Below are 19673 nucleotides of genomic sequence, written 5' to 3' on the forward strand. Positions count from 1 at the left end.
TTGGCTGTTGTGGTAGGCCATACACCAAGATTTACCCGGTATGCCTTGTTGTTGATCTGACCATGCCAGCACCATGCGAGCCTCCGCTTGCCAACACGCAAGCAGAAGCCCGCTATTTGGGTGTCACGTATTTCTGTGCGATCAGATCGTTTTGCTTTGACGCGGTTAACCAGAGATTCCGACAAAAACGCTCGCATACTATCCTCAAAAACTGGGTCAGTTTTGGGTCAGTACGTTGCAGAAAATTGCGTTTTTAGCGGTTACCCTGAAGCATGAGTGCTTAAATTGATTTATTTTAAATACTCAATATAAACAAGTAGTCACGCTTCCTTTTCAAACCACGCCATGCTCTCCACGTGAGCGGTATGAGGAAACATGTTCACCACGCCGGCGGCCTTGAGCGTGTAGCCCTTGACGTTGACCAGCACGTTGGCATCGCGCGCGAGCGTGGCGGGATTGCAGGAAACGTAAACGATACGTTTGGGGCCATTCATTTCCGGGATCGATTTGCACAGTTCCATGGCGCCATCGCGTGGCGGGTCGATCAACATCTTGTCGAACTGGCCCAGTTGCGCCAGCCAGTGTTCGGTCATCTCGAACAGGTTGGCCATCTGGAACTGGGTGCGATCACCCAGGCCGTTCTTTTGCGCGTTTTCCATGGCGCGCTCGACCAGTTGCTGGCTGCCTTCCATGCCCAGAACCCAGGCACCGCTGCGGGCGATCGGGAGGGTGAAGTTGCCCAGGCCGCAGAACATGTCGGCAATACGCTCGCTCGGTTGCGGATCAAGCAGGCGCATGGCGCGTTCGACCATCACGCGGTTGATGTGCGGGTTGACCTGGGTGAATTCGGTCGGCTTGAACGGCATGGTCACGCCGTATTCCGGCAGGCGGTAAGTCAGCGCCGGGGCATCGAGCGGATAGAGCGGATAGGCTGTATCCGGGCCTTTGGGTTGCAGCCAGATCTGCACGTTCCATTGATCGGCATAGGCCTTGAACAGCGCTTCGTCGGCGGCGGTGATGGCTTCCATATTGCGGAACACCAGGACATCGACCTGATCGCCGGCGGCAAGCTCGATCTGCGGCATTTTTTCGCGGATCGACAAGTGCATCACCAGTTCGCGCAGGGCTGGCAACTGGGCAGATATTCGCGGTGGCAGGATATGGCACTCGCTCATGTCGGCAATGAAGCTGGAGCGTTTTTCGTGGAAACCGACCAGTACCGTGCCTTTTTTGGCGACGTAACGGGCCGAGAGCCGGGCACGGTGACGATAGCCCCAGGCCGGGCCGTAGATTGCCGGCAGCAGGGTTTGCGTTTCCACGTTGCCGATGCGCTTGAGGTTTTCTTCCAGCACGCGCTGCTTGGCGGCGACCTGTGCTGTGAATTCCATGTGCTGCATCGAGCAGCCGCCGCATACGCCGAAGTGCGGACAGCGCGGCGTGGCGCGTACAAAGCTCTCTTTGTGGATGGCAACGGCTTGCGCATTTTCAAAGTTGGGCTTCTTGCGGTAGGTCGAGTATTCGACGGTTTCGAATGGCAGTGCACCATCGATGAAGATGGTTTTGCCGTCGATATGCGCCACCCCGTGGCCCTCGAAATCAAGTGATTCAATCTGGGCAAGACGCGGCGGATATTTTTGCGTGGACATGGCGGGTTGGTGCTGGGAAAAGGGGGCAATTATACCGGGATCGACCATTGCTGTCGGGTACATGGCGCGCCCATTGGTCGCTACTGCGGGCAAAAAAACGCCCGATCACGCTTTTCACGCCGATCGGGCCGAGGAGGAGGAGAAGAGGGTTCGATTTGCGTAAACCGCAGAATCAAACTTGCAGTACAACCACCCATGCAGCTGGGTGATGGGCGTACTATACCCCAACTCAAATTGATGTCCAACTATTTGCGTAGTTTAGTTACCTTTAAGTTGATGTTAATTTTCACGGAAACTACATTTTGCATGGCGTGTCACGGGCGTTGGCCAGCTTGCAGGGCTTGAGTTGTCTTGATTTTGGTTCCGTTTGTTTATGTAACATTGTGTAATGTTTGAGGGGGCTGCTGTCCATTGTTCTGGTCATGCGGTCTGACCTCCCTGGTGCCGGAAAAAACGCATGGAACGTGAAACACTGGAATATGACGTATTGATTGTGGGGGGCGGGCCGGCCGGTTTGGCGGCGGCTGTACGCCTGGGGCAGTTGTATCGCGACAGCGGTCGCACACCCAGCGTTTGTGTGCTGGAAAAGGGTGCCACGATCGGTGCACACATTCTGTCCGGTGCCGTGATCGATCCGGCCGGGCTGGATGCGTTGTTGCCGGCCTGGAGGGAGCAGGCGGGATTCGCCTTTGCCGAAGTGGATAAGGAACAGTGGCTTGTGCTGGGTGAAGATAAAGCCTGGTCATTGCCGCTGTGGCCATTGCCGCCAGCCATGCGTCAGCACGGCGGGATCGTGGCCAGTCTTGGCGAGGTTTGCCAGTGGCTGGGGCGGGAAGCCGAGGCGCTGGGCATTGACGTCGTGACCGGTTTCGCTGCCGTCGAACCGATTGTGGAAAACGATGTGCTGGTTGGCGTGCTCACCGGTGATATGGGACGAGACCAAGACGGTCAGGCACGCGCGGATTTTTCGCCCGGCGTTGCCATTCGCGCCCGCCATACTCTGGTGGCTGAAGGTGCCCGCGGCTCGCTGACGCGCCAGTTGGAACAAGTATTTGCGTTGCGCCCACCGGATAGGCCACAAAAATATGCCTTGGGATTAAAAGAGTTGTGGCGGCTGGATCCGGCCCGCCATCAGCCAGGCCTGGTGATGCATGCGGCAGGGTGGCCCTTGGGCAGGCAGGCGCATGGTGGCGTTTTTATGTACCACTTGCCGCAAGGTATGGCCGCGCTGGGTGTGGTCGTGCATCTTGATTATCACAACCCTTGGCTGGATCCCTTCGCGGAATTTCAGCGTGCCAAGACGCACCCGGCATTGCGTGCATGGCTGCAGGGGGGTGAACGCCTGGGGTTTGGCGCGCGGGCACTGGCCTGCGGTGGCATACAGTCCTTGCCTGACCTGGTTTTCCCGGGGGGTGCTTTGCTCGGATGTGCGGCAGGGCTGCTGGATGTGGCGCGTACCAAGGGTATCCATACGGCAATGTTGTCCGGCATCGCCGCCGCCGAGACCGTGTTTGCCGCGCATCCGGCCAAGTCAGGCTTGCGGCTCGATCCCTACCCGCAGGCCATGACAGCGATGCCTTTCTGGCAGGATTTGCAGGCGGCGCGCAATTTCAAACCGTGGCTCTCCCGCATGGGCACTGTGATGGGCGGCATGCTGGCCGGTGCCGAGTTATGGCTTGGCCAGCGCGGGATTCATGCGCCCTGGACATTGCCGCATGCAGGTGCCGACCACGAAGCCTTGCAGGTGGCCAGCACGGTGCTGCCGATCGATTATCCCGCGCCGGATGGCGAAATCAGCTTTGACCGTCCTTCATCGCTTTATCTGGCCGGTGTTCAGCACGCCGAAAACCAGCCCTGCCATCTGCGCATACAGGATGCAGCGTTGATCGAATCGCGTAATTGGGCGCGTTTCGCCGCGCCGGAAACGCGTTACTGCCCGGCGGGGGTGTATGAAATGGTGCAGGACAATGGCCGGGCGCAATTGAGAATTCACGCAGGGTTCTGTCTGCATTGCAAGGCTTGCGACATCAAGGATCCCAGCCAGAATATTGTCTGGATGCCGCCGGAGGGGGGCAGTGGTCCGAATTACCGCGGGATGTGAGAAGGGTGTAATGCAGGGTGGGTTTGATTGATTGCGCCATGGGTTCAGGCCAGTGCCGGAACCCATGGATGCCATGATGGAAACGATCAGCTAGCGCTGGTTTGTCCGGCCAGTTTGCGGATTTCCTTGTCGAGGAAATAGATGCCCTTGCCATCCAGCCCGATCACGGCAATCTTGTCGAGGATGCTCTTGAACAGGCGTTCTTCTTCATGCTGTTCGGCGACATACCACTGCAGGAACTGGAAGGTGCTGAAGTCTTCTTCGGTTAGCGCAAACGATACCAGTTTGTTGATCGCGGCCGTGATCTTGATTTCATGCTCGTAGGTCATTTTGAATACTTCGCCAAGCGAAGCAAAGCTGGTGGGGGCTGCCGGTACCGCACCCAGCGTGGCCAGCGCACCGGTTTCGCACACATAATCGAACAGCTTGTACATGTGCTTGAGTTCTTCCGTAGCATGTTCACGCAAGAAGGTGGCGCTGCCGGTATAGCCCTGATGGTCGCACCAGGCGCTCATCTGCAGATAAAGATTGGATGAGAATTGTTCAAGGTTGATCTGGTGGTTCAGGCGTTCAATCATTGAAGGCGTCAGCATGTTGGCTCTCCTTGGCGGGTGGGCGGTACCGGTTTGAGTGGAATAACGGGACGCTGGTTTTGCTGCCAGCGATACCATTCGGTCTCGCCGGCACATTGACCACAGTGATCCGCGCAGGCGGCGCGCATGACCGCTACGCGCCCCTTGCGGACCCAATGCGACAGCATGCCCTGTATCACCGCCTCCTGCTGGTGAAAGTGGCGGCTCAATTCCGCCAGACTCACCGAAGGATGGCTTTGCAGATAGCTGCGCAGGAGATTCATCATTGGCAACAACTTCCGTTTGTGCAAGCTGCGGCTGGTGCAGCAGGTGATATCTGGCTGATATCTCCGCGTTGGCCAGCGCGGCGCAACAAGAAAATGGCCAGGCTAGCCAGGGTGGCCAGTGCCAGGAGCCAGGCGGATGCACTCAGTGGCGATATGGCGAATTGCGCAGCCTGATACCAGGCGGTGCCGCTGCCCCAGGCCATACTGAATGACCAGGCTGCCACCAGCAGGGTCCAACGCAGGCCGGATTCGCGATATACCGCACCCATGGCCGCTACGCAGGGCAGGTAAAGCAGCACGAACAGCAGATAAGCCATGGCGGCAGCCGTGGAACCAAACATCTGGCGCATCATGCCGAAGGTGTCGGTATTGACCTCGCCAGCGGCTTCACCTGCTTCCACGTCACCCAGGCTCAGCCCCAGCGGGTCGGTCAGCGATCCGGCGACATCGGCCAGCCCTGCAGGAATGCTGGCAAAGGCTTCCTGAATGCCCCCGCTCAAGCTGAATGCCTGTTCTTCTTCGGCTGCTCCCGCATCATCCTTGCCCTTGGCGGCGATGCCGGTATAGAGCGTATCCAGCGTTCCCACCACAGCTTCCTTGGCGAAGATGCCGGTAAAGATGCCGACAGTGGCTGGCCAGTTTTCGCGGCTGACCCCCATGGGTTCGAAGATCACCGAAATATGCTGGCTGACACTGGTAAGGATCGATTTTTCGGTATCTTCATTGCCAAAACTGCCATCGGTTCCGAGCGAGTTGAGCACGTTCAGAATCATCACGACTGCGACAATGGCCTTGCCCGCCTTGATGATGAATGCCTTGAGCCTATCCCAGGTGCGCAGCAGCAGGCTTTGCAGGGTCGGCATGCGATAAGGGGGCAGCTCCATCACGAACGGCGTGGCTTTGCCCGGCAGGAGCGTGTGCTTGAGGATCAGTCCGGTTGCTGCTGCGGCCAGAATGCCTGCCAGATACAGGGCGAATACCACGTTCTGGCCATTGGTCGGGAAAAAGGCCGCTGCAAACAGCGCGTAGACCGGCAAGCGGGCACCGCAGGACATGTAGGGGATCATCATGATGGCCTGCAGGCGATCTCTCACCGAATCCAGCGTACGGGTACCCATGATTGCCGGCACGTTGCAGCCGAATCCCACCAGCATCGGCACAAAGGCTTTGCCGGGCAGGCCCAGCTTGTGCATGACGCGATCGGTCACCATGGCAGCGCGTGCCAGATAGCCAGAGTCCTCCAGGAACGACAGGCAAAGGAACATGGCGGCAATGACGGGGATGAAGGTCGATACCGTCTGGATGCCACCACCGATACCATTGGCAATGAATACGGTCAGCCATTCGGGTGTGCCGAAGCTGCCAAGCAACTCGCTCATGCCATCAACCAGCAGTGTGCCGGTCAGAATGTCGAAGAAATCGATAAAGGCCGAGCCGACATTGATCGACAGCAGAAACATCAGGTACATCGCCCCCAGAAAAACCGGGATTCCCCAGATCCGGTGCAGGGCAATGCCGTCAAGCTTGCCGGTCAGTGCTTCGCCTGCCAGCCGGGGACGACTGATTGCTTGCTGGCAGAGCAGGTCGATGGCTTCGTAACGGGCACTGGCGATGGCGATGTCCAGTTCACCATCAAACGGCTCCCCCCATTTCTGTTGCAAAGCGGACAGTGCTGCTTGTTCCGGGCCATGCAATTCCAGGTGCAATTGTGTGTTTTGCAACAATCCCAACAATTGCCAGCGGCTTTGTTGCTGCAGATTGGCCGAGGCGTTGGCCAGGGTCGAAAGATCCGCTGCATGCTGGCTGGTCAAGGTCTGTGGCGTTGCCGGACGACGCGGGTTGGTGCCTGCCTGGATCAGGGTGGCCTTCAGGTCGGCGATACCCTTGCTGCGACTGGCGGTGATGCCGATGACCGGGCAACCCAGTGCTGCCTGCAGGGCCGGAAGGTCGATTTCCTCGCCCTTGGCCGATACGGCATCCATCATGTTCAGGACAACCAGCACCGGCCGGCCAAGATCAAGCAGTTGGTAAGTCAGGTACAGGTTGCGTTGCAGATTGGCGGCATCGACCACGTTCACGATCAGATCGGCCTCGCCTGTCAGGGCGTAATCGCGTGCAATGCGCTCGTCTTCGGACAGTCCCTGTGTTTCATATTCCAGCGCATAGGTTCCGGGCAGGTCGATGACATTGACGATTTGCTCGTCCAGCGTGAAGCGCCCGGTTTTTTTTTCGACCGTTACGCCGGGCCAGTTGCCCACGCGCTGCCGCGCGCCGGTCAGGGCATTGAACAGGGTGGTTTTGCCGCAATTGGGGTTGCCGAGCAGGGCAACGTGCAGTTCGCGCATGATCAGAGTACCTCCACGCCGACGCCAGCCGCTTCGGCGCGACGCAAACATAAACGGAAACCGCGCAGAGCGATTTCCACCGGATCGCCCAGTGGTGCCAGGCGTACGACTTCGACTTCGCAACCGGGTGTCAGGCCCATGGCCAGCAGTTTGCGTCGGAAAGGACGCGATTCAGCCAGCAAGCCGGTCACGACAGCTTTCTGGCCTTGCGGTAATTGTCCGAGTGTTTTGCTCGACATGGTTGGATCTCCCTTTGGGTGTATACCCGGCACAGTTTGGTTAACTCCAAGCAAGTTCTTTGCCAGAGAGCAACGGCATTGCAAATTCGTTTTAATGATAACAAATCGCATTTGCGCATCGATTCGTATCTGCCCGAATACTGATGAGAATCAATATCACTTGTTTGATATGGGCTGACAGCGCTTGACAATGCATGTCTCAAAGCAATTAAATAGGAATAATTCTCATTTGAGGAGTGTATCATGACCGCATCCCATCATGTAGTGGCCTCGCCGGTTTTTGATGTGCTGGGCGAGTTGTTATTCCAGTTGCATGGCAGCCTGCTGACAGCACAAGGGCAGAAAATGCATCCGCGCAATGTGCAAAAGATGGTGGCCTGGCTGACCCTGCTGGAGCAGGATGGCAGTCTTCCGCCCGAGTTTCGTGAATTGTGCGAATGCCTGCGCGATGATTGGCAGCAGCCTGTGCAACCTGAAATTGCCGGCGGCTACCGGATGGGGATGATGTCATGTGCAGCCTGAGTGAAGCCTGCCAGCATCACAAGGCCCCGGCATCCTCGCGTCGCAGGCGTCTGTGGGAGTTGGAGCAGCGCTGCTACTGCTCGCTGGTGGGGGTGTGTTTCGAGGTTGATGAGTTAAGGCGGATGCTGGTGCGCAGCATGGATCTGCCCAAGGGTGTCAGCGATTATGAGGTGCACGTCACTGCGGTGCATTTATGTGAAAAACGCTCGCCATTTTCCGAATTGCTGCAACGCGAACTCGAACGCCGATATGCCCTGATCCTCAAGCGTTTTCGCATGGCCAAGACGCCCGAGCATGTGCTGGCACTGTGGCATGAGTCACTGCAGGGGCCGGACGTGCGCGGCGCGCTGTGGGCTGCCTGGTCACACCCGCAATGCGATGATATGGTCAGTCAACTGGTATATGCCGATATCCATATGCTGCAGCACCAGCTTGGTTGCATGCAGCGACGGGAACAGGGGTATGTGCAGAAACTGGAGCAGGAAAACCTGCGCCTTGCGACAGAATTGGCTGCCATCCAGCAACGCATGACGGCCTTTCGCGTCGAGAAGATCGCGCAGATCGATGACTTGCGTCAGCAGTTGCAGCAGCGCAATGAGGATCTGCAGCGGGTGCAGGCTGAAATGGAACGGCTAAGCGTTGTTGCCGAGCAGACTGCCCATCCGGCCCGCTTGTTGCATGAGCTGGCCTCGGTCCAGCAGCGCATGCTGCAGACAGAAGCTCGCCTGCGCGAACAGGCGATCGTGAACGCCGAGCTGACCGTGCAACTGGATGAAATGCGTCGCGAGAATGCCCGCCTGGAGCAGACGATCGGTCGCTTGCTGGCGCAGGATCATTCCCGGGCCGGGGTGGATGCCCCCGCGCTGGATTGCAATTTGTCTGGCCGCTGCGTGCTGTGCGTAGGCGGCAGAACTGGCACCATCGACATCTATCGCGGCATGGTTGAGCGCATGGGTGGGAAGTTCGTACATCACGATGGCGGCGTGGAAGAAAGTTTCCATCGCCTGGAATCCAGCATTGCCTGTGCTGATGCCGTGATCTGCCAGGCCGGCTGCGTCAACCACAATGCCTACTGGCTGGTGAAGGACCTGTGCAAGAAAAGCGGCAAACCCTGTGTTTACACACGCAAACCCAGTGTCAGCGCCTTTCTGGGTGGGCTCAATAGCCTGTTTGTTGCGGCCTCAGGCAACAACATGCCCGATGAATAAGAAACTGTTCACGATCTGTGGCGAGAAGCCGTCAGCGGGGTGAAGCGCAGCGCAAAAACCGGAATGTACAGGGAGTGCATGAGGACGCTTCGCAGAAAGCACCTTTTGGGTGTTTTGAGCAGTACATGAGCCCCGATTACGGCTTCACAGTAAGATTGCGAACCGTTTCTAAGTTCGCATCAGTGTCGGCGTATCGTCAGCAGCAATGGCCAGGCAAACAGCGCAAGTGCCGCACCTGTACCCGCGGCAATGGCAAACAGATTGGCCCAGTCCACCCAATAGCCAAAATCCGAAAAACTGGCGTGGGTCAGGAAGGGAACGGTGGCGATGCCCGCCAGTGTGCCAATCAGCCAGATGCCGATCAGTGCCCGCACTGGCAGAAATTGGCGTGGGCGCCCACCGCGCAATGCCAGCATCCATAAAACCAGCCACATGGCACCCAAAGCTGCCAGCCAGTGCCCGTTGAGCCAGGCCAGTTCATAAACGATATTGCCAGCCAGCCAGATTTCATACATGGCAATACTCCTCTACACATGACCCTTGAGCACGGCAATGTAGGCCGGCTTGAGCAACTGGGTCTTCATCAGCCAGGCAAACCAGCTTTCCTGCAATGGGTTGATCATCGGCAGCGACGGCGTGAGATTGCCTTCGTAATCAAACTCGATCAGCAGGGCCGATCCTTCGCGCAGCAAAAGCGGGCAGGAGGTATAGCCATCAAAGGATTCCACCGGCTGGCGTCCGGCAATCACTGCCATCAGGTTATTGGCCACGATCGGGGCGCTCTTTTTCACGGTCGCGGCGGTCTTGCCGCGCGGGGTGCCGTTGATATCGCCAATGCCGAAGATGTTGGGGAAGCGGCGATGCTGCAGGGTCGATTTGTCGACCTCCAGCCAGCCACCCGCCGCCATGGGCCCGTCCTGCCAGGGCAATGGACTGTTCTTGATGGCATCCGGTGCGCGCATGGGGGGCACGACATGAATGAAATCGTAAGGAATTTCCGCATCTGCGCCTTCCGGCCTGGCGAAATAGGCACGACGGGCGTGAATATCGATGGCGGTCAGTTTGTGCTGGTAGTCCACATCGATCCCCAGTGTCTGCCAGCGCTCGATCACTGTATCGTGGATGACCGGTACGCCGAATACGTTCTTGAGGGCGGAATAAAAGTGGACGGTCGAGCGTGAAAGCCGGCCAGACTGCTTCAAGCGGTCACGCAGCATGAACGTGGTTTTGAGTGGGGCACCGGCACATTTGAGCGGGGTGGCTGGCAGGGTCATTACCGCCTGCCCGCCTTTTTCGCAGAAGGCCTGCATGGCTTTCCAGGTGGCCTCGGCGCCCTGCGGTCCGTAGTACACGCTGGCCAGGCCGTTCTGGCCGATGGCTGCCGGATCCATGCCGGCGATCTGGGCGTAATCGAGATGAACGCCGCTGGCGATGACCAGAAAATCGTAGCGGATGCGCTGGCCGCTGTCGGTGATGACGGTGTTGTTGTGCGGATCAAAACCCGCTGCCATTTCCTTGATCCAGTGCACGCCCGCAGGCTGGAAATCGCTGTTACGGTCGCGCACCTTGTGTACTGGCCAGATGCCGGTGCCTACCAGGGTATAGCCGGGCTGATAGTTGTGCTCTTCCTTGCGGTCGAGCAGGGTGATGCGCGCACCCTCCAGTCCTTGCTGCAAGCGACTGGCGATGGCGATGCCACCCAGGCCGCTGCCTACGATCAGGATGTGCGCACTGGTCCTGATTTTTTCCTGGGCTGTTGCTTCTTGCGGCAAGGAGGCGCCAATTGCCAGCAGCGCTGTGGATCCGACGCGCAGAAATTCGCGTCGATGGATGTCGAAATATCCCGAACACAGCATGTTGGCGCCTCCTTTGGGGGGAATCGCGCGCAGAGCCTAGCGGTCTTTGCGATCTTCCTGCGCTTCGTACCACATTGCATTCATGGCAGCGAGCAGCAACGCTGCCGTCAGGCCGAGAATCCAGGCGAAATACCACATGATGAATGTCTCCTATCCCAAGACTGGGTCAAAAATCCGTTGCTCAGTACACCGATTTGCTGTTTTGCTCGATAAACGTACCGGTGACCTTGCCGCGCATGACGCGATAGGCCCAGCTGGTATAGAGCACGATCGGCGGCAGGAACAGCACCACCACGCCCAGCATGATCGCCAGCGTGAGATAACTGGAGGTCGCATCCCAGGCGGTCAGGCTGCTTTGCGGATGGCTCGATGATGGCAGCACGAACGGAAACAGCGAAGCCCCGGCAGTACTGATGACGCTGGTGCAGGCAAGGCTGCTGGCAATGAAGGCAATACCGCCCTTGTTTTTCAGCGCCGCCAGCAGGCCAATCGCCATCGAGACAAATGCCGCCAGCGGCAGGATCGTCATCGCCGGGTAGCGTTGGTAGTTGGCCATCCAGGCACCCGCCTGCTGGATCACTTCCTTGTTGAGCGGATCGGAAGGTGCGCCGGGCAAGCCGCCTGCGGTGATCACATAACCCGGAATGCCATAGGCGAGCCAGACGCCCGCCAGCGCAAAGGTGGCAATCAGCAACAGGTTGAACAGCAGGGCCGCCTTGCGTGCGCGTGCTGCGATGTCGCCTTCGGTGCGCAGGATCAGGTAATGTGCGCCATGCGTGAGCAGCATGGCCAGGCTGACGATGCCGCACAAGAGCGGGAAAGGTGTCAGCAGACCGAAGAAGCTGCCGGTATAGGTCACTCGCAGGGTGTCATCGAACTGGAACGGCACACCCAGGAACAGGTTGCCAAAAGCCACGCCAAAGATGATCGGCGGCACCGCGCCTCCTACGAACAGGCCCCAGTCCCAGAAATTGCGCCAGCGTGGGTCGGCAACCTTGCTGCGGTAATCAAAGCCGATCGGGCGGAAGAACAAAGCCCACAGCACGGCCAGCATGGCGATGTAGAAGCCGGAAAAGGCCGTGGCATAGACGAACGGCCAGGCGGCAAAAATGGCGCCGCCCGCCGTGACAAACCAGACCTGGTTGCCTTCCCAGTGCGGGGCGATGCTGTTGATCATTACCCGGCGCTCGGTATCGGTCTTGCCGACGAAAGGCAGCAGTGCACCCACACCCATATCGTGACCATCCATGATGGCAAAACCGATCAAGAGGGCACCTACCAGGAGCCACCAGATGAATTTCAGTGTTTCGTAATCCATATTCAGGCTCCTTGCTGTTCAAGATGGTATTTGCCGGTGCCGAGCGAGCTTGGGCCCAGACGGGCGTACTTGATCATCAGGTACATTTCTGCGATCAGGAAGCCGGTGTAGAGCAGCACAAAACCGGCCAGTGAGAAGAGGATGCTGCCAACGCTCAGGCTGGATGCGGACAGGTGCGTGGGCAGTACGCCGTAAATGGTCCATGGCTGGCGGCCATACTCGGCGACAAACCAGCCCAGCTCACACGCAATCCAGGGCATCGGGATAAACCAGAAGGCCCACTTCAGCAGCCAGCGATTCTGCTCGATGCGATTGCGCGCGGACGCCCAGAAGGCAAGCGTGAACAGCAGCAGGAAAGCAACGCCCAGCCCCACCATCAGGCGGAAACTCCAGAACATGGGTGCGACATCCGGAATGGTGTCGTGCGCCGCCTTGTCCATGATTTCAGGTGTGGCCTGGCGGACATCGGTCACGTATTTCTTCAGCAAAAGCCCAAATCCCAGATCGGCCTTGTATTGCTCGAAAACGGCTTTGACAGTTTCGTTTTTCTGATCGCTGCGCAAGGCTTCCAGTGCGATCACGGCTTTCTGTCCGTTTTCAATGCGGGCCCGGTTCATGGTGATGATGTCTTCAATGCCGGGAATTTCGGTACTGACCGAGCGTGTGCCGATCAAGCCCATCACATAGGGAATCTTCAATTCCAGGTGATTCTTGCGGGCTTCCTGGTCGGGGATCGCGAACAGCACCAGCCCCGCCGGCGCAGGCTCGGTTTCCCACATCGCTTCCATGGCGGCGAGCTTCGATTGCTGCGATTCCGTCACGGTGTAGCCCGATTCATCTCCTAGTACGATTACGGACAGTGCCGAAGCAAACCCGAACGCAGCAGCGATGCGGAAGGAGCGCAAGGCGAACGGCTTGTCGCGCCCTTTGAGCAGATACCAAGCCGAGATACCCAGCACAAACACTGCTGCTGTGACGTAGCCAGCCGACAGTGTGTGGACAAACTTGGCCTGCGCTGTGGGATTGAACAGTACCGCCCAGAAGTCGGTCATTTCCATGCGCATGGTCTGGTAGTTGAATTCCGAGCCAAGCGGATCCTGCATCCAGCCATTGGCGATCAGGATCAGCAGGGCGGAAAGGTTCGATCCCAGCGCCATCAGGAAGGTGGTCGCCAGGTGGCCGACTTTCGACAGGCGATCCCAGCCAAAGAAAAACAGCCCGACCATGGTGGATTCGAGGAAAAAGGCAAGCAGCCCCTCAATGGCCAGCGGTGCGCCGAAGATATCGCCCACGTAGTGCGAGTAATACGCCCAGTTGGTGCCGAACTGGAACTCCATGGTCAGCCCGGTGGTAACCCCCAGAGCGAAGTTGATGCCAAACAGCTTGCCCCAGAACTTGACCATGTCGCGGTAAATTTCCTTGCCGGTCATCACGTAAACCATTTCCATGATGACCAGAATCCAGGCCAGCCCCAGCGTGAGCGGAACAAAAAGAAAGTGGTACATGGCCGTCACGGCAAATTGCCACCGTGACAAGTCGACCAGGGTTTCACTGATCATAAGACCTCCGGGTTTTCAGAAAATATTGAGAAAGAAAATGCTTGTTTGGACGCAAATCATGCGGGCGACCTGGCGCATCGACGCAGCGCGGCCAGCGTGTTGGCCGGGGCGAAAATACGGGAAAAAGGCAGGCATGGCAGAATGGTTATTGGCATATGATCCCCTCCATTCTAGAACGATTATCAATATACGACTTGGTATTATTTGACTTGAGTCAATTGTGCACAGGCGAAAAGAAAACGGCATGGCTGTTGGGCCATGCCGTATCTGAAAAGCGCGGGTGGCTGAAATGATGTGATCAGATCAGGCCGTTTGAGTCGTTTTTTCCGGGAACGAAAGTTTGGCCTTGCCATGCTCGTCGATGTCGATGGTGACTTCGCCGCCATGGGCCAGGCGGCCGAACAGCAATTCGTCGGCAAGCACCTTGCGGATCGTGTCCTGGATCAGGCGTGCCATCGGCCGTGCACCCATCTGCGGGTCGAACCCCTTTTCCGCCAGCCAGGCTTTGAGTTCCGGCGTGAAGTGTGCATCGACCTTCTTTTCCTGTAGCTGAATTTCCAGCTGCAGCAGGAACTTGTCGACCACCTGCAGAATGACCTGCGGGCTGAGCGGGGCAAACGAAATGATTGCATCCAGCCGGTTGCGGAATTCGGGGGTAAACAGGCGCTTGATATCCTGCATTTCCTCACCGCTTTCCTTCTTGGTGGTAAAGCCGATCACCGGGCGATTCAGTGATTCCGCTCCCGCATTGGTGGTCATGATGATGATCACATTACGGAAATCGGCCTTGCGTCCATTATTGTCGGTCAGCGTGCCATGATCCATCACCTGCAGCAGCACGCTGTAGATGTCCGGATGCGCTTTCTCGATTTCATCCAGCAGCAGCACCGAATAGGGATGCTTGGTGATGGCATCGGTCAACAGGCCGCCCTGCTCGAAACCAACATAGCCGGGCGGCGCACCGATCAGCCGGCTGACGGCATGGCGCTCCATATATTCGGACATGTCAAAGCGTACCAGTTCTATGCCTAGTGTATAGGCAAGCTGGCGGGCCACTTCGGTCTTGCCCACGCCGGTCGGACCGCTGAACAGGAAGTTACCAATCGGTTTCTGCGGATTACCCAAGCCTGAGCGTGCCATTTTGATCGCTGATGAAAGCGCTTCAATGGAGGGGTCCTGGCCAAACACCACGTGCTTGAGATCGGAGTCGAGCGTTTTCAATGCATTGCGATCATCACTCGAGACATTCTTGGGCGGAATGCGCGCAATCTTGGCAATGATCTCTTCGATCTCGTGCTTGTTGATGGTCTTCTTTTGCTTGGATTTGGGCAAAATCTTCTGGGCAGCACCGGCTTCGTCGATCACGTCGATAGCCTTATCGGGCAGGTGACGATCATTGATGAACTTGGCCGACAATTCAGCCGCTGCCGTCAATGCGGCGGCGGTGTATTTAACATTGTGATGCTGCTCGAATTTATCCTTGAGCCCCCTGAGAATTTCAACAGTCTGCTCGATCGTAGGTTCGGCGATATCGATCTTCTGGAAGCGACGCGACAGGGCGTTGTCCTTGTCGAAAATTCCGCGAAACTCGTTGTAGGTTGTCGCTCCGATGCACTTGAGCGCGCCGTTGGAAAGCGCCGGCTTCAGCAGGTTCGAGGCATCGAGCGTACCGCCCGAGGCCGCGCCTGCACCAACGAGCGTGTGAATTTCATCGATGAACAGGATTGCACCCGGCTCTTCGGTCAACTGCTTGATCACCGCCTTCAGGCGCTGTTCGAAATCGCCGCGATACTTAGTGCCGGCCAGCAGCGCGCCCATGTCAAGTGCATAGACTGTGGCATCCGACAAGATATCCGGTACGTCGCCTTCGACAATGCGTCGCGCCAGTCCTTCTGCGATGGCTGTCTTGCCCACGCCGGCCTCGCCGACCAGTAGCGGGTTGTTCTTGCGACGCCGGCAAAGGATCTGGATCACTCGTTCCAGTTCGGGTTCGCGGCCGATAAGCGGATCGATCCGGCCGTTGAGTGCCTGCTGGTTGAGGTTTTGCGTGTAGCTGTCCAGAGCCCCACCCGAGGATGTGGTTTCCTGCTCGGTTTCTTCGCCGCCTTCCGATTTGGGCGATTGCGCCGGGCCACTGCTCTTGGTGATGCCATGCGAAATGAAGTTGACTACATCCAGGCGCGTAATGCCCTGCTGATGCAGGTAATACACGGCATGGCTATCCTTTTCGCCGAAGATGGCTACCAGTACGTTGGCACCGGTGACTTCCTTCTTGCCCGAAGATTGCACATGCAGGATGGCGCGTTGAATCACGCGCTGGAAGCCGATGGTTGGCTGGGTCTCCACTTCGCCCGAGCCGGAAACAATCGGTGTGTGCTCGTTGACGAAGTCTGTCAATTGCCGCCGCAATTCATCCAGATTTGCCCCGCAGGCGCGCAGCACTTCACTGGCCGATGGATTGTCGGTCAGTGCCAGCAGCAAGTGCTCGACGGTAATGTATTCGTGACGCTTCTGGCGCGCCTCCATGAAAGCCATATGCAGGCTGACTTCAAGTTCCTGGGCAATCATTTTTGTATCTCCATGATGCATTGCAGCGGATGCTGGTTCTGCCGAGCGTAACGAGTTACCTCGGAAACCTTGGTTGCAGCGATATCCTTGGGAAATATGCCGCAGATGCCACGTCCCTCCGTATGGATTTTGAGCATGATTTGCGTGGCGCGTTCATAGTCCATATTGAAAATAGTTTGCAAGACCGTGGTTACAAAATCCATGGGGGTGAAGTCATCATTCAGAAGCACCACTTGCCACATGGATGGCGGCCCGCTGCGTATGGTTTGTTGTAGTTTTTCGGTTTCCTGCTGGTACCTGGTCGCCATGGTTGTTTCCGTGTTCGAGCGCTCCTGATTTCATTTTGGTCCGGTGTATTGGCTTTTCAAGTGAGCAAAATTGTTACAGTTTGGTACCGGGCTACCACTTTCGCTTGACCGGCGCGGGGCAACTCGCGTAAAACCGCTTTTCAGAGTTTGATGTCAAGTTTCACGCAGTACCGGTCTTGCCGTTTTGCTTGTCTTGTACTATCAAACCCAGCGTACCTCGTTGAGGTTTTATTTTTTAGAAATAGGAATTTCCAGCAATGGCTATCGGTACTGTTAAGTGGTTCAACGACGCTAAAGGTTTTGGCTTTATTACTCCGGATGAAGGCGGCGAAGATCTGTTCGCTCACTTCTCTGCAATCAACATGCCAGGTTTCAAGACCCTGAAGGAAGGCCAGCGCGTTTCCTTCGAAGTGACCACCGGTCAAAAGGGTAAGCAAGCCTCGAACATCCAGGCTGCCTGATTGGCAATAAGCCGCAAAGCTACAAACTTTGCGGCTTTGTTTCAGGTGGAATGAAAATCCTCTTGGAATGATTTCCACCAGTTATTTTTATGATAGGAAATTTCAAAATGGCACTCGGTACTGTTAAGTGGTTCAATGACGCCAAGGGTTTTGGTTTTATCACTCCGGATGAAGGTGGCGAAGACCTGTTCGCGCACTTCTCCGCAATCAACATGCCAGGTTTCAAGACCCTGAAGGAAGGCCAGCGCGTTTCCTTCGACGTGACCACTGGTCAGAAGGGCAAGCAAGCTTCCAACATCCAGGCTGCCTGATTCGCCGGATGTAAAGCAGGAAAACCCCGCTGCGGCGGGGTTTTTTGTTGCCTGCAAGAACGGGTTCCAAGGGTTGATCGTGGTGCGGTGCGTCGCGGGCCTGCCTTGTGATGGTGCGAATGACAGGCGATAAAAAAGGCAGGCTTGAAAGCCTGCCTTTGCATTTTCGGATGACTTGTCCGCTTATTTTTTGTCCAGCGTGCCAAGCGGCAAAACGGTACGGCCATAAACTTCGTTCAGGATCTGGGCGACTGCGCAGTAGATGGCGGATGCGCCGCAGAAGATGCCTTCAAAGCCAGCAACACGGGCCAGTGCTTCATTGCCGGTGGCTTTTTCGATGGCCAGCAGGAAGAACAGGACCACCAGCGAGCCAAAGATAACTTGCAGGGTGCGGTTCAGCTTGAGCGTGCCGATGAACATGAAGAAGGTGAAGACACCCCACATGGCCAGATAGGCTGCCATCGAAGTACCGTCATCGGGGGTGAAGCCCATTTTCGGCAGGGCGAGCAGGCCCACGAGAGTCAGCCAGAAAAAACCATAAGAGGTGAAGGCGGTTGCGCCAAAGGTATTGCCCATGCGCCATTCCTGCACGCCGGCGAATACCTGGGCGATGCCACCGTAGAAGATGCCCATGGCCAGAATCATGCTGGTCAGCGGATAAAAACCTGCATTGTGGATGTTCAACAGCACGGTGGTCATGCCGAAGCCAAGAAGACCAAGCGGTGCGGGATTGGCGAGGGCGCCAGACGGGTTGGACATGAAAACTCCCTGACAAATTGATTTGGATTCTAAAAAGAGTAAGAAACAGCATTGCCGCAGCGCAAAAACAGCGCCATCAGGTCGGGCGCGACTCTACCTGCTATGTGGCCGAGATACCATGTTTTTTTTGTGATTTTTGACTCGAATCAAGCGTGAAAATTGCTGATTGCGATTGAGTCTGGATGGGGGAGATGGGCACCTCGCCGAATGACGACGAGGCGCCCTGTCAGCATTAGCCAAGCCAACCAATGACATTCAGGAAAATCAGGGAAATGGCGATGGGCGCGACATAGCGCAACAAGGTATTCAGCAGATGGAAGCCGCCATTGTCGATGGCAAGCTCTTCGCGAACATGCTCGCGCTGCATGATCCAGCCCACAAATATCGCGATCAGCATGCCAGAAACCGGCATGATGATTTTTGATGTCATGGCATCGAGCAGATCAAAGATCCCCAGCCCGAAAAACTTGACGTTTTCCCATGAGTTGAAGGAAAGACATACCGCAACGCCTAGCAGCCAGACAGCACCGCAAGTAGCCCAGGTGGCCGTGACACGACTGATGTTGAAACGTTCGGTGATGTAAGAGACGAACGGTTCGAGCAAGGAGATCGAAGAGGTCCAGGCGGCAAACAGTACCAGCAGGAAGAACAGGATGCCGATCAGGTGACCCATCGGCATCTGGGCAAAAGCTACCGGCAGTGTTTGTAGTATCAGGCCAGGACCGGATGCAGGTTCCTGGCCGTTGGCGAACACAATGGCAAAGATGGCCAAGCCAGCCAACAGTGCGATCGCGGTATCGGCCAGTGCGATATGCAGGCAGGTACGGATGATCGGTGTTCCGCGATCAAGGTAGGAGCCGTAGGTCATGATGGCACCCATGCCCAGACTCAAGGTGAAAAAGGCATGCCCCATCGCCGACAGGATGACACTGGCATTGATTTCCCTGGCGTTGAAATGGAACATGAATTTCAGTGCACCAACCATGTCCGCGGCAAAAATGCCGTATGCAAGCAATACCAGCACGATTGCGAACAAGGTCGGCATCATGATTTTATTGGCCGCTTCAATACCGCTGGTAACGCCACGCACGACAATATAGCCGGTCATGAGCATGAAGACGGTGTGCCAGCCTATCAGTCTGAGCGGGCTTGCCAGCAGGTCGCCAAATCGCTGGCCAGCCAACTCCGGCGTAATGCCGGCAAAGCCTTTCATGGCTTGCATCGAGTAATCCAGAACCCAGCCGGCCACGACGCTATAGAACGAGAAGATCAGCAGGGCACCGATAATGCCCATCAAGCCCAAGCCTTTCCAGAGCTTGGTGACACCGGCTTCCTGAGCCAGTGCGCCCATCGAAGCAACGGGATTGCCTTGGCCGCGACGGCCGAGCATCAGTTCGGCAATCAGCAAGGGCACACCAATGGCAAAAATGCATGCAAGGTAGACCAGCACAAAGGCGCTGCCGCCGTTTTTTCCGGTCATGTACGGGAATTTCCAGATATTGCCCAGTCCAACGGCTGAGCCGATCGTGACCAGAAAAAAGCCCAACGGCTGGACCAGTGACTGCGTTCCAGTGCCGGGGAAGAAGTTGTTTGATTCATGTTCGAATCAGGTT

General features: G+C 56.9%; 19 protein-coding genes. 5 read left to right on the forward strand and 14 right to left on the reverse strand.

All coding sequences use genetic code 11. The annotated features are described in order from the left end of the window. Positions 1-320: 320 nt before the first annotated feature. Positions 321-1646, reverse strand: coding sequence for a 23S rRNA (uracil(1939)-C(5))-methyltransferase RlmD (gene rlmD, locus AC0KVQ_RS09410; protein ID WP_473420894.1), 1326 nt, complete (start codon positions 1644-1646; stop codon positions 321-323). 457 nt (positions 1647-2103) lie between these two features. Here rlmD and AC0KVQ_RS09415 point away from each other — a divergent pair, with 457 nt between their 5' ends. After that, positions 2104-3747: an electron transfer flavoprotein-ubiquinone oxidoreductase gene (locus AC0KVQ_RS09415; RefSeq protein WP_473420895.1), complete on the forward strand. Its 1644-nt coding sequence runs from the start codon at positions 2104-2106 to the stop codon at positions 3745-3747. Positions 3748-3833: 86 nt separating this feature from the next. On the opposite strand, the gene ftnA is transcribed toward AC0KVQ_RS09415, so the two are convergent. From ftnA to AC0KVQ_RS09435, 4 genes are read right to left on the reverse strand one after another with little or no spacing between them, the layout of a single operon-like run. After that, entirely contained in the window at positions 3834-4340 is a 507-nt protein-coding gene (gene ftnA, locus AC0KVQ_RS09420; protein ID WP_473420896.1) for a non-heme ferritin, read from the reverse strand. Further along, positions 4334-4606: a FeoC-like transcriptional regulator gene (locus tag AC0KVQ_RS09425; protein ID WP_473420897.1), complete on the reverse strand. Its 273-nt coding sequence runs from the start codon at positions 4604-4606 to the stop codon at positions 4334-4336. The genes ftnA and AC0KVQ_RS09425 overlap by 7 nt, the downstream gene beginning before the upstream one ends. Then, positions 4603-6951, reverse strand: a complete 2349-nt coding sequence (gene feoB, locus AC0KVQ_RS09430) for a Fe(2+) transporter permease subunit FeoB (protein WP_473420898.1) — start codon at positions 6949-6951, stop codon at positions 4603-4605. The genes AC0KVQ_RS09425 and feoB overlap by 4 nt, the downstream gene beginning before the upstream one ends. Before the next feature lie 2 nt (positions 6952-6953). Further along, the gene (locus tag AC0KVQ_RS09435; protein WP_473420899.1) at positions 6954-7190 is read right to left on the reverse strand and encodes a FeoA family protein; all 237 of its coding nucleotides are present in this window, start codon (positions 7188-7190) and stop codon (positions 6954-6956) included. A gap of 243 nt (positions 7191-7433) precedes the next feature. On the opposite strand from AC0KVQ_RS09435, the gene AC0KVQ_RS09440 reads away from it, so the two are divergent. Further along, the gene (locus AC0KVQ_RS09440) at positions 7434-7712 is read left to right on the forward strand and encodes a hypothetical protein (RefSeq protein ID WP_473420900.1); all 279 of its coding nucleotides are present in this window, start codon (positions 7434-7436) and stop codon (positions 7710-7712) included. Then, on the forward strand, positions 7700-8920 hold the full coding sequence (locus AC0KVQ_RS09445; RefSeq protein WP_473420901.1) for a DUF2325 domain-containing protein: 1221 nt from the start codon (positions 7700-7702) through the stop codon (positions 8918-8920). The genes AC0KVQ_RS09440 and AC0KVQ_RS09445 overlap by 13 nt, the downstream gene beginning before the upstream one ends. A 179-nt stretch (positions 8921-9099) precedes the next feature. Here the strand turns inward: AC0KVQ_RS09445 and AC0KVQ_RS09450 are convergent, their stop codons facing one another. The 7 genes from AC0KVQ_RS09450 to clpS form a co-directional block, all read right to left on the reverse strand. Beyond that, positions 9100-9435 (reverse strand): hypothetical protein, encoded by a 336-nt coding sequence (locus AC0KVQ_RS09450; RefSeq protein WP_473420902.1) that lies wholly within the window; start codon positions 9433-9435, stop codon positions 9100-9102. Positions 9436-9447: 12 nt separating this feature from the next. Continuing rightward, positions 9448-10776 carry an NAD(P)/FAD-dependent oxidoreductase gene (locus AC0KVQ_RS09455; RefSeq protein WP_473420903.1) on the reverse strand — a complete coding sequence of 443 codons (1329 nt, stop codon included), beginning with the start codon at positions 10774-10776 and terminating at the stop codon, positions 9448-9450. A 36-nt stretch (positions 10777-10812) separates the two neighbouring features. Then, entirely contained in the window at positions 10813-10914 is a 102-nt protein-coding gene (cydX, locus tag AC0KVQ_RS09460; RefSeq protein ID WP_473420904.1) for a cytochrome bd-I oxidase subunit CydX, read from the reverse strand. Between the two features lie 43 nt (positions 10915-10957). Next, positions 10958-12094: a cytochrome d ubiquinol oxidase subunit II gene (cydB, locus tag AC0KVQ_RS09465; RefSeq protein WP_473420905.1), complete on the reverse strand. Its 1137-nt coding sequence runs from the start codon at positions 12092-12094 to the stop codon at positions 10958-10960. Between the two features lie 2 nt (positions 12095-12096). Then, entirely contained in the window at positions 12097-13653 is a 1557-nt protein-coding gene (locus AC0KVQ_RS09470; protein WP_473420906.1) for a cytochrome ubiquinol oxidase subunit I, read from the reverse strand. Between the two features lie 303 nt (positions 13654-13956). Continuing rightward, complete coding sequence (clpA, locus tag AC0KVQ_RS09475; RefSeq protein ID WP_473420907.1) at positions 13957-16221, reverse strand: ATP-dependent Clp protease ATP-binding subunit ClpA; 2265 nt, start codon at positions 16219-16221, stop codon at positions 13957-13959. Next, positions 16218-16529: an ATP-dependent Clp protease adapter ClpS gene (gene clpS, locus AC0KVQ_RS09480; protein ID WP_473420908.1), complete on the reverse strand. Its 312-nt coding sequence runs from the start codon at positions 16527-16529 to the stop codon at positions 16218-16220. The genes clpA and clpS overlap by 4 nt, the downstream gene beginning before the upstream one ends. A 257-nt stretch (positions 16530-16786) precedes the next feature. On the opposite strand from clpS, the gene AC0KVQ_RS09485 reads away from it, so the two are divergent. Both AC0KVQ_RS09485 and AC0KVQ_RS09490 read left to right on the forward strand, forming a co-directional pair. Beyond that, positions 16787-16990: a cold-shock protein gene (locus AC0KVQ_RS09485; protein ID WP_473420909.1), complete on the forward strand. Its 204-nt coding sequence runs from the start codon at positions 16787-16789 to the stop codon at positions 16988-16990. 107 nt (positions 16991-17097) lie between these two features. Then, complete coding sequence (locus tag AC0KVQ_RS09490) at positions 17098-17301, forward strand: cold-shock protein (RefSeq protein WP_473420910.1); 204 nt, start codon at positions 17098-17100, stop codon at positions 17299-17301. 183 nt (positions 17302-17484) lie between these two features. Here AC0KVQ_RS09490 and AC0KVQ_RS09495 read toward each other — a convergent pair whose 3' ends face one another. Beyond that, a complete protein-coding gene (locus AC0KVQ_RS09495) occupies positions 17485-18060 on the reverse strand; it encodes an acetate uptake transporter (RefSeq protein ID WP_473420911.1) in 576 nt (191 codons plus the stop codon). A 232-nt stretch (positions 18061-18292) separates the two neighbouring features. Further along, on the reverse strand, positions 18293-19606 hold the full coding sequence (locus AC0KVQ_RS09500) for a sodium-dependent transporter (RefSeq protein WP_473420912.1): 1314 nt from the start codon (positions 19604-19606) through the stop codon (positions 18293-18295). Between the last annotated feature and the right edge of the window lie 67 nt (positions 19607-19673).

The sequence above is a fragment of the Formivibrio sp. oc-25 genome, from assembly GCF_055810895.1.

Excerpts from the sequence above, each read along its gene's own strand:
- rlmD (WP_473420894.1), bottom strand. The coding sequence starts at position 1,646 with ATGTCCACGCAAAAATATCCGCCGCGTCTTGCCCAGATTGAATCACTT.
- AC0KVQ_RS09415 (WP_473420895.1), top strand. The coding sequence starts at position 2,104 with ATGGAACGTGAAACACTGGAATATGACGTATTGATTGTGGGGGGCGGG.
- ftnA (WP_473420896.1), bottom strand. The coding sequence starts at position 4,340 with ATGCTGACGCCTTCAATGATTGAACGCCTGAACCACCAGATCAACCTT.
- AC0KVQ_RS09425 (WP_473420897.1), bottom strand. The coding sequence starts at position 4,606 with ATGATGAATCTCCTGCGCAGCTATCTGCAAAGCCATCCTTCGGTGAGT.
- feoB (WP_473420898.1), bottom strand. The coding sequence starts at position 6,951 with ATGCGCGAACTGCACGTTGCCCTGCTCGGCAACCCCAATTGCGGCAAA.
- AC0KVQ_RS09435 (WP_473420899.1), bottom strand. The coding sequence starts at position 7,190 with ATGTCGAGCAAAACACTCGGACAATTACCGCAAGGCCAGAAAGCTGTC.
- AC0KVQ_RS09440 (WP_473420900.1), top strand. The coding sequence starts at position 7,434 with ATGACCGCATCCCATCATGTAGTGGCCTCGCCGGTTTTTGATGTGCTG.
- AC0KVQ_RS09445 (WP_473420901.1), top strand. The coding sequence starts at position 7,700 with ATGTGCAGCCTGAGTGAAGCCTGCCAGCATCACAAGGCCCCGGCATCC.
- AC0KVQ_RS09450 (WP_473420902.1), bottom strand. The coding sequence starts at position 9,435 with ATGTATGAAATCTGGCTGGCTGGCAATATCGTTTATGAACTGGCCTGG.
- AC0KVQ_RS09455 (WP_473420903.1), bottom strand. The coding sequence starts at position 10,776 with ATGCTGTGTTCGGGATATTTCGACATCCATCGACGCGAATTTCTGCGC.
- cydX (WP_473420904.1), bottom strand. The coding sequence starts at position 10,914 with ATGTGGTATTTCGCCTGGATTCTCGGCCTGACGGCAGCGTTGCTGCTC.
- cydB (WP_473420905.1), bottom strand. The coding sequence starts at position 12,094 with ATGGATTACGAAACACTGAAATTCATCTGGTGGCTCCTGGTAGGTGCC.
- AC0KVQ_RS09470 (WP_473420906.1), bottom strand. The coding sequence starts at position 13,653 with ATGATCAGTGAAACCCTGGTCGACTTGTCACGGTGGCAATTTGCCGTG.
- clpA (WP_473420907.1), bottom strand. The coding sequence starts at position 16,221 with ATGATTGCCCAGGAACTTGAAGTCAGCCTGCATATGGCTTTCATGGAG.
- clpS (WP_473420908.1), bottom strand. The coding sequence starts at position 16,529 with ATGGCGACCAGGTACCAGCAGGAAACCGAAAAACTACAACAAACCATA.
- AC0KVQ_RS09485 (WP_473420909.1), top strand. The coding sequence starts at position 16,787 with ATGGCTATCGGTACTGTTAAGTGGTTCAACGACGCTAAAGGTTTTGGC.
- AC0KVQ_RS09490 (WP_473420910.1), top strand. The coding sequence starts at position 17,098 with ATGGCACTCGGTACTGTTAAGTGGTTCAATGACGCCAAGGGTTTTGGT.
- AC0KVQ_RS09495 (WP_473420911.1), bottom strand. The coding sequence starts at position 18,060 with ATGTCCAACCCGTCTGGCGCCCTCGCCAATCCCGCACCGCTTGGTCTT.